Raw genomic sequence first — 7,688 nt, 5'->3', positions numbered from 1 at the left:
ATTGTGTTATTAAAGGTTCCTCGTTAAGCGAGGAAGTGAGAGACCGGCATGCGAAGATCAATCATTACTTACTGGAAAAGAAAGAGCTGCACGATAAGATCGGACTGCTCATTGATCCGTTAGAAGCAGAGCCACTCCTTGAAAAAGATATTCAATGGCTTACCCAAGAGTGGAAGCCAAGCTTATCAAAGATAGGTATTGAGTATATGGCCGTTGTGATCTCCACAGACGATTTGGCACGCCTGAGTACAGATCTGCTTGAAGAAGATATAGAAGCAACGGAAATTAAATTAATGGAACGCTACTTCTCCGGGAGAAATTCTGCACTAGCGTGGCTTAAGGATACAATGAGCGTAAGTAATTAAAATGTACGCCTGCCATAGTTACGATAAACCCCGCAAGGGGTTTATTTGTTATTATCAACTTTGATTTTTCTGATGTTGTAGATTTCAACATTGATCCATAAATTAACGAGTTGTCTATACAAATGGAGGTTGCGCGCTGTACCAGCCTCGTCAAAATATATATCCCTGCTGACAACGCTATAGAATAGTGTTCCTTATTGTACAAACCGTAAGTTCATTTCCGAACATTCTTGTAAGTCTATCTTCAAAAACGCTCTGATTCCCGCGTTCTTGAAATTGGCATATCCTTAGTAAGGCAACCGTATTAAGATCCCAACGATATACTATGCAACGGTTAACACCTCCCCTTCTTCTCCCAACGATAATTTTGATTGCTGTCATGATTGCTATATCATGTTCATCAACACGGCATGCTGGTTCTGATCAACCATCGGCCTATGTGCCCGCTTCACAAGCATTATACGATAGTATTGTACACATGGACAGCGTTTGGGAAGACTCCTATAATAATTGCAAGCTCGATCTGCAGGAAGAGTTGATCTCCGATGATCTTGAATTCTATCACGACCAGGGTGGTTTAATGACTTCCAAGAAATTACTCATTCAGGCTTTGGAAAGAAATATCTGCGGAAAAGTAACCCGTGAACTCCTGCCGGGAAGTATAGAAGTTTATCCGATTCGTGGCTATGGCGCAGTAGAAATGGGATTGCACCGATTTCATGGTAAAAATGAAGCAGGGCATGGCGATTATGCCAGGTTCATCCACCTGTGGCACAGTGAACATGGGCGTTGGAGAATTACGCGGGTGATTAGCCTGCATTGATATCCGTTAATCGCGATCTGTTATCCGTTAATCTTTAATGAAGTAGACGCAGATTCACACAATCTGTTCCGATAGATATCAGGGTGCAGAACTTCAAGATTCATGAAAGAAATAAATCAAGTACCTGCTTCATGAAGTCGTTTGTAAGTGTATTTTTGCCACTTCTACTTTAATCGATCGATTTTCATGAAAACGAGCATCAAATATCTGAGCCTTGCATTGGCGTGGGTGTACTGTTTAACCGGATGTAAAGACAAGCCCGTTGTTGAAACTGCTACAGATACATTCACCACGTATTGCAATCCTGTTGACATCAGTTATCGTTTCTGCACCGATCTGCCTTCACGCAGGGAAGCTGCCGATCCTACCATGGTCTGGTTCAGAGACCGATACTTTCTATTTGTATCAAAGTCGGGCGGTTACTGGCATTCGAAAGACCTTACGGATTGGACATTCATTGAAACCAATCAAATACCGGTTGAAGAATATGCTCCTACGGCTGTTGCCATTAACGATACACTATATTTCCTCGCTTCATCCAATGAAAAAAGTACTTTATATAAATCGGCAGACCCATTAAGTGGTGCGTGGCAGGTGGCTAAAGAAAAACTGGATATGCCCGTATGGGACCCTACCCTGTTTCTCGATGATGACAAGCGCTTGTATCTATACTGGGGATGCTCGGATAAAAATCCGATCTATGGTATTGAACTGGATTATAAAAATAATTTTGCATTTATAGGCGAGCGAAAAGAATTGCTTCATGGTGACCCATCACAACATGGATGGGAAGTTCCGGGCGATGATAACAGAAAGGTAAATCAGAGTCCGTGGATTGAAGGTGCCTGGATAAACAAGTTCAACGGTAAATATTACCTTCAATATTCCGGCCCGGGCACAGAGTATAAAAGCTATAGCGATGCTGTATATGTAGCCGATAGTCCGCTTGGTCCTTATTCGCTGCAGCCACACAATCCATTTGCTTACAAACCGGGAGGCTTTGCCGATGGAGCCGGTCACGGCAGTACATTTGCCGATACGCATGGTAATTACTGGCACATTGGTACGAGTACCATCTCGCAAAAACACATGTTCGAAAGAAGACTGGGCCTCTATCCAACTTTCTTTGACGACCAGGGTACGCTCTATGCGCTGACTAAATACGGCGATTACCCGATGATTATGCCAACAAAGAAGATCAACAACTTCGAAGAGATTTTCCCGGGATGGATGTTGCTCTCCTACAACAAACCAGTAACCGTTTCTTCATCGATCGATTCGCTGCCAGCCAACCTGATGACGGACGAAGACATCCGAACCTACTGGGCCGCAGCCACCGGAAACGCGGGCGAATATGCTACACTCGATCTGGGTAACGTATCGGATGTATATGCCGTACAGATAAACTTCGCAGAGCACAATACCAAAATACTGGGCAGACAGAAAGGTATATTTCACCGGTATAAAATTGAATACTCTGAAAACGGCACCGACTGGACGATGTTGATTGATAAACAGAACAACGAAACCGACAATACACATGTATACTTTCAATTGCCGCAAAAAGTAGCATGCCGCTACCTGAAGATTACCAATGTGCAGGTGCCGGGAGGAAATTTCGCTATGAGCGGTTTCCGTGTTTTTGGAAAAGGGAATGGATCACGTCCTGATAAAGTAACGCAATTAACCGCGCAGCGTAACTCTAACGACAAACGCAGTGTGACACTTTCCTGGGATAAATCTAAAAATGCCACAGGCTATACCATCAGTTATGGTCTTGATAAAAACCGTTTGTATCAGAATTACATGGTATATGGCGATACCACCGTTACGATTAACAGTCTCAATGTGAACGAAAAATATTACTTTACGATCGAAGCATTTAATGAAGCCGGAATAACTGCCAGCGATGTGGTGACGGACAATCAATGATTGAAAAGTAAAAGTGATCATATAAAATTATCTCTTACAAGATTTGGTTTGTAAACAATAAAGGCTCTTCCCGGAGCTTTTATTGTTTTTTGATATGAAGATCGCCACAGATAATAATGTCCTTCTAAAAAGTTATCCCTATATTAGACCAGGAATAACACCGGAATCCTTTCAACAACAGGTGGCGTTTAGCCGAAAAGCCTTACAGAGTAGGCACAATTTATACACTACCCTTATGCGTCTAAAGACCCTCCTCTCATTCATCTTTTTCATTGCCGCTGTATCATCGTTGTTTGCACAGAAGAAAGATCCTGCGAATTATCTCATCACGTTGCAACGTACCAAGGTAACTCCCGAATGTACCACGGGAAGTATATTTATAGGCGGTATGCCGATATGCTTTACGTTTGAGACTACAGATGGAAAAGTATCAGTACCGGCCGGCAACCACATCGCCATTATCCGCGAAAATGTAGCGAACAAGCGTGTGATACTGGAGCTGGTAAAAACAAAAGCCATGATCCGCATTGGCGAGTTTCCGAATACGGTTAAAAATCACATAGGCATTGCAGAAACATTAAATGGCTGTGCAAGCGATTCCAATGAAAGCTCTGTAAAAGCATACGATGCACTAACGCTTGCGTTGAAGAAAGGACAGTTTACCAACGGCCAACGCGTTATGTTTACAGTGGCTGATCCGGAATAGTATATATCTGAAAGCTCTTTATCAATCATCTGTCTTAAAGGGCGAAGCGGGAAGCCCTTCTTTATTATACAGGTTTGCTCCTTTCGGATCGTTAGCCCATGCGTAGCGAACGGCCACGGGGCTGGTAACGCTTTCGCTCCACACCGTTACTCTGTTACCTTGAATGATTGCTTGTGCGGGGACAAATTGTTTATCGCTGCCGGCTATCATAAACTGTTTCAGTGCATCGCCTCCTTTGGCCGTCAGGCCACTGCCTGTGTTTGTAAAGGTTAAGCTGATCTTGTTCTTTTTAATTTTCATGGATTGATATAGCGGTCCGGTATATACTATATTTTTTTCGTGATACGCCCATTTTTCTGCGAGCAGTGCCAGACGTTTACCTACATCTTCCTTGTTCAAGGGATGAAGATCATTCCATTCGCCAATGTCGATGGTTACCGCCATGCCTGTATTGGGAACCGAAAGTGTTTTGCGTTGTGCTTCGCGTAGAGCAGGCCAGCCACTCTCAGCTGTTGCATCGAGGGAATAATTGGCGAGTTGTACATATAGGAAAGGAAAGTTACCCTGCTTCCATTGCTTGCGCCAATCGGTGATCAATGAACTGAACAGTGCCTGATACTGGCCAGGTATTCCTATATTCGATTCTCCCTGGTACCAGATCACGCCTTTGATGGGATAGTGTACCAGCGGTGCAATCATAGCATTGAATAACCCACCTGCTTTATACTGAATAAAAGTAGTGGGTGGCAGAGAATCTGCAATGGCACCAACCTTATACTGCCAGGCGCCTTGCAAGTCAACTGATTCTTTTCCGCTTACAATCTTATAGTTCTTATCTTTTACAAAACCGCCTTTACCGGAACTGTTGATTACGCGAATAACGATGGTGTTCTTTCCGGGCTTCAACAATCCGGCAGGCAGCTCATATCGCCTGGGTGGATACCGATAGCCTATACTTCCCGCAAATATACCGTTGATGTATACCGAATCGCTGTCCACAATACAACCGAGAAACAACCTGGCTGGTTTGCCCGTTATGGAAGCGGGTATATTTACTTCTTTTCTAAACCATACTACACCATGTATAGCAAGCCCATAATCGCGCCAATAGCCGGGTATATTCATAACAGACCATCCGGAAGGTATATAGTTTACATCGAACCAGGGTATCTCGCCTTTGTATCCTTCATCGGCCCGCCGCAGGCTGTTATACCACCGCGTATTGCGTAAGCGTTCAGCAGTAATAATGCTATCGATGACCCGATCGTTGCTGAACCGTTGTGATTCTTTCCAGGCTTCCGGAAAAGTCTTCAATGCTTCTGCACTCAGCCACGCTTCGGCTGGCGATCCGCCTACGCTGGCATTCAGGAGCCCGACCGGTATATGGTATTTTTCATACAATGTTTTTGCAAAGAAATAAGCGGTAGCACTAAACTTTAGCACACTTGCCGGAGTAGCGGCCTCCCAGCTGCCGGAGGGAATATCATCCTGAGGCTGCTTGAAATTATATTGTGTGGAGAGAAAAAAGTGACGTATGAAAGGGTTACTTGCCTGTGCGATCACATCCGGGTAGCGTTCCTTTACACGTTCCATAGGCAATGCCATGTTTGATTGTCCGGAGCAAACCCACACATCGCCTACGAGTATATTTTTTACTGTAATGTGATTACTGGCTTCAACATCCAGATCGTAAGGGCCACCGGCCGGGGAAGGCACAAGCGTTACTTGCCACTTTCCTTCTGCCGATGTTTTTGTGGTATAGTTTTTACCTTTAAAACGAACTGTCACAACCTCACGCGCAGCAGCCCAGCCCCACACCTTTACTTCCACATCGCGTTGTATTACCATACCATCGCTGATGAGCCGCGGCAGTCTTACCTGCCCCAGCGACAGGGTGTAGTGCAATACTACAAGGAGGCATGTGATGTTCAGGGAAAGAAATTTCATCGTGAACAAAAGTTATGAACAAGCTAATTAAGCCAGCGCAATCCGTTGTTCATAATTTTTTAGATGATCGGCAACACGATATTTAATTTTTGTGGAACAAAATCCACTGCATTTGACGTTTTGGCAAGATTATCTCCAGGTAAAGTAATCTTTACTATTTTTGGAGCTTACTGTCCCGGCAGGCCGGGTTTATATTATAAACGAACTGTATATGTACGACATCTGCTGCATCGGGCACATTACGCATGACAAAGTAGTTACAACCAAATCGGTTGTACACATGGCGGGAGGCACTTCATTCTATTTCTCCAATGCCATTCGAAACATGCATATAAAGTATACATTGGTAACAGCCCTCTCCCGAAAAGACATACACTTTGTATCTGACCTCCGTGCAAAAGGCATTGATGTGAACGTGCTGCCCAGTACGTATACAGTATACTTCGAGAATATTTATTCAGGAAACATGGATCATCGCACACAACGTGTGCCCCAGACGGCCGATCCTTTTACTGTAGAACAATTAGTGGATGTACAGGCTAAAATTTTCCACCTCGGGCCACTGCTGGCGCATGATATACCGGTAGAGCTGATCAAAGACCTGGCAAGCCGTGGCATTGTGTCGCTGGATGTACAGGGATACCTGCGCAAGGTTGAAAATGAAAAGGTGCTGGCGATTGACTGGACGGATAAACGGGAAGCGCTTCCCTACATCGATATACTGAAAGCCAACGAATTTGAGATGGAAGTCCTCACCGGTGTGAAAGACGTACGGGAAGGTGCAAAAATTCTGACCGATTGGGGTGTAAAAGAAGTAGTGATCACCCTGGGCAGTCAGGGGTCTGTGTTGTATAAAGACGATGTGTTTTACGAAATACCAGCGTTTCTTCCCAAGACCATTGAAGATGCTACGGGCTGTGGCGATACGTATATGGCCGGGTATTTATACCAACGCCTGCAAGGTGCGGCACTACAGGATGCAGGTGAATTTGCAGCAGCCATGGCAACCATCAAGATCGAATCGTCAGGGCCATTTACAGGCAGCAAAGAAGATGTTGTGAAGATGGCTGCTCACGGCAGAAAGGTTATGGCGGTGAATATCTGATGCCTTTCTCTCTATAATTTATACTTCTGCACAACGGATCAAAAAATTCCCGCAGACCTCACAGAATTGCACAGAATAAATACCAGCAGCGTTTCTGTTTGTGAAATTTGTGGGAGATAAATTCGTTTTACTTACCGATAAAAAATCAATTCGCAGGCTTGCGTTTGTGAACAGGATCACGCTATTTTCTATTCGTTTATAATACCGGGTGCATGAAATTCTATTCTATTCTCTTTCTCTCGTGGGCGCTGAGCAGCATCGCTTCGGCACAGAACCAGGTAATTACACACGATGACTTTGAAACTGTAATCCCTTACCTGCAGCATGAAGACTTCAAAGGTGCATTCGATAAAACTTCGCAGCTTATTACAACAACTCGGGATGACTCTTCGGATGTGCGCGGCATTGTTATCTACATGAACATCTTTGCCGCCGCAGGCATGGTAGTACACGATCAGATGACGCATGCCGATTTTCTAAGCAATGCGTATAAATATATAGGTCATCGCCTGGTAATGCCGGTACATCCGTGTGTAGACAGTGCATCGCTGGTATATAACACGCTGAAATTTGTAACCTACGAAGACAAAACGCAGGGCATGACCATAACAGCGAATAAAGCAAGAACCAACATCCTGCTCTACGAATATTTCGATTACGCCCGCGCCATTAACCAGGAGGTATATGTAGGCAAACATGTTCGATGTGGCGGCCGGCTAAAATCGATCGAAATAAATCCCAATCAGTCGAAAATATGGATTGCACGATTGCACATAACCAACGCGTGGATACGGCTGCCTTCGGTGAAGC

7 protein-coding genes are annotated in these 7,688 nt (G+C 44.4%); 6 read left to right on the top strand and 1 reads right to left on the bottom strand.

Annotation, left to right across the window (positions count from 1 at the left end):
- The 4 genes from V7Q33_RS22950 to V7Q33_RS22935 all read left to right on the top strand — a co-directional run.
- A partial coding sequence (locus V7Q33_RS22950) for a hypothetical protein (RefSeq protein WP_333821441.1) occupies positions 1-365 on the top strand: 365 nt, incomplete at its 5' end.
- Between the two features lie 325 nt (positions 366-690).
- Positions 691-1,188, top strand: a complete 498-nt coding sequence (locus V7Q33_RS22945; protein WP_333821440.1) for a nuclear transport factor 2 family protein — start codon at positions 691-693, stop codon at positions 1,186-1,188.
- A 186-nt stretch (positions 1,189-1,374) separates the two neighbouring features.
- Positions 1,375-3,120, top strand: coding sequence for a family 43 glycosylhydrolase (locus tag V7Q33_RS22940; RefSeq protein WP_333821438.1), 1,746 nt, complete (start codon positions 1,375-1,377; stop codon positions 3,118-3,120).
- Positions 3,121-3,355: 235 nt separating this feature from the next.
- A complete protein-coding gene (locus V7Q33_RS22935; RefSeq protein WP_333821437.1) occupies positions 3,356-3,826 on the top strand; it encodes a hypothetical protein in 471 nt (156 codons plus the stop codon).
- 21 nt (positions 3,827-3,847) lie between these two features.
- Here V7Q33_RS22935 and V7Q33_RS22930 read toward each other — a convergent pair whose 3' ends face one another.
- Positions 3,848-5,773: a sialate O-acetylesterase gene (locus V7Q33_RS22930; RefSeq protein ID WP_333821436.1), complete on the bottom strand. Its 1,926-nt coding sequence runs from the start codon at positions 5,771-5,773 to the stop codon at positions 3,848-3,850.
- A gap of 211 nt (positions 5,774-5,984) precedes the next feature.
- Between V7Q33_RS22930 and V7Q33_RS22925 the strand changes: the two genes are divergently transcribed.
- A complete protein-coding gene (locus V7Q33_RS22925; RefSeq protein WP_333821435.1) occupies positions 5,985-6,878 on the top strand; it encodes a PfkB family carbohydrate kinase in 894 nt (297 codons plus the stop codon).
- A gap of 212 nt (positions 6,879-7,090) precedes the next feature.
- On the top strand, positions 7,091-7,688 hold a 598-nt coding region (locus V7Q33_RS22920; protein WP_333821433.1), incomplete at its 3' end, for a hypothetical protein.

The organism is Ohtaekwangia sp. (genome assembly GCF_036786105.1).
Lineage (GTDB): Bacteria > Bacteroidota > Bacteroidia > Cytophagales > Cyclobacteriaceae > Ohtaekwangia.
Note: the sequence above shows the minus strand (reverse complement) of the source record. Positions and strands in the feature narration are given on the sequence as shown.